The organism is Streptomyces sp. NPDC015127 (genome assembly GCF_043080095.1).
In the GTDB taxonomy this organism is placed as follows: domain Bacteria; phylum Actinomycetota; class Actinomycetes; order Streptomycetales; family Streptomycetaceae; genus Streptomyces.
In genome coordinates this window covers 1-1,696 of record NZ_JBIBVE010000096.1, presented here as the reverse complement: position 1 = coordinate 1,696, position 1,696 = coordinate 1, and the positions used below count along the sequence as shown (strand labels likewise).

The 1,696-nt window shown below is 59.9% G+C and carries 2 pseudogenes; one reads left to right on the top strand and one right to left on the bottom strand.

What is annotated here, in order from left to right:
* Positions 1 to 399, top strand: a pseudogene (locus ACF08N_RS38095) (transposase); the annotation flags it as partial.
* Positions 400 to 1,475: 1,076 nt separating this feature from the next.
* Here the strand turns inward: ACF08N_RS38095 and ACF08N_RS38090 are convergent.
* Positions 1,476 to 1,577: pseudogene (locus ACF08N_RS38090) on the bottom strand (transposase); the annotation flags it as partial.
* Between the last annotated feature and the right edge of the window lie 119 nt (positions 1,578 to 1,696).

Sequence of the window (1,696 nt, the reverse complement as noted above, 5' to 3'; positions counted from 1 at the left end):
TCGTCACCGCCCTCGCCCCCACCCACGGCACCCACACCCACACCACCGGCCACACCACCCACTGGGCACGCCTCACCACCACATAAGACGCACATGCACAGGGCACGGGCGGAGGACAGGATCCGTGCCGCCCGCGCGACGAGACTGCGCACCTGCCCCTGCACGCGCACAAAACAACGTCTGGCTGGAGATCGTCCAGATCGCTCTCGCCCTGCTGGTCTGGATGCGCATGCTCGCCCTGACCGACCAGGCAAGGCGATGGGAACCCCTCCGCCTCCGCTTCCGCATGTTCTCCGCGGCTGCCCACTCGTCACCACCGGTCGGCGCCGCGTCCCCCGCCTCACCTGCCACTGGCCGTGGACCACGACCGCCCTCGACCGGCTCGCTCATCCGCCGAGCCAGTCTGAGCAGCAAACCCCTTGTCCCCACGAGCAGCACCACCACGACCGGAGCAATGGAAGCTGGCGCTCGACAACCAGGCCGTCAGCCTACCCACGCTCAGCCACAGAACGCGAAACGGTCTGCCGACTACGTCGGCTACCCTCCAGAATTCTAGGCTAGGTCTTGCCCGCCGACATTCCATGCCTGGGCGAAGGCGGCTGCGAGAAGTCCGCTGCTTCATTACGAAGCGGCGGACTTGCTCGCATCACTTTCTTGCGGGTAAAGCATCCGTCTGATGCGGCCCTTAACTCAAGCTCAGCGAATACTTAGACTGGTGGAAGGTTCGCCACCAAGGCCATGAGCTGTACTGCTTTCCGACGACCGCTTGACCCATGAAGTAATTAGCGGAGTTGGGGGAATTGTCGGGAAGCCAGTTCGATCCGCAGGTAGAACCGGATGAGTTGCTAGATCCAGCAGGCACCCAGCCGTCATAACAGCTCGAGTTGGCCACAAAGGGGCTATTGCTGCCATTGAAGTAGGCGTACATGGCGCCCCAGTCTACGTACACCTCTTCGCTTGAGTTGTTGCGCACCTTCGAAACGCCGTAGAAATATTCGCCCCCGTCGCTACCCTGCCCTTTATAAATGCAAGTCTGCATTTGCACGCTGGACGGTAATACGTAGCCCGTATAAGGAGCTGGAGAGAAAGGGCTCCAGTTGCTGCATCCGTATTGTCCGGTAGGTGTCACAGTGGCAGCGTGAGCAGGAGTACTCAAGGCGATTGCGACGACGGTCGGAGCAATGCACATCGAAGCAATTTTGATTATTTTATTACGCATGTACCCTCGCTTTAGATCCGTCACCCTCTACAGGTGGTAAGCAGTACACTCGGCGGAAAGCCGACTATGTCATTACTAATTAAGGGATGCAACTTCCGCGCGACTACCGTACTTGTTACTCAACATTGGGACGTTCGAGGCGTCGCAGAGTAAAAAATATCCAAAAATTGGGCGAAAGGGTTAATGAGCGGGGTGTGGACGGCCAGATCATGGGCGCTGCTGCGGGATGTCCGACACCTTCAGCGGGTCGCCGCCGGACCTCACCGACCGCGTCGGGCAGGCCCTTCAAACCGTCACAGACCAGCATGAGGACGTCCTCGACACCGCGGTTCCTCTCCTCGCTCAGCACCCGTAGCCAGGACTGTTAAGGAATTCGGTGCAACGGTGCTGTCACGTTGTTGGGGGTGTGGCCGTTTGATGGCGTGCCAGGGTGTGCCGGACCCGATCTTCTGGTCCGTTCAGATCGTGGCAGGCAGG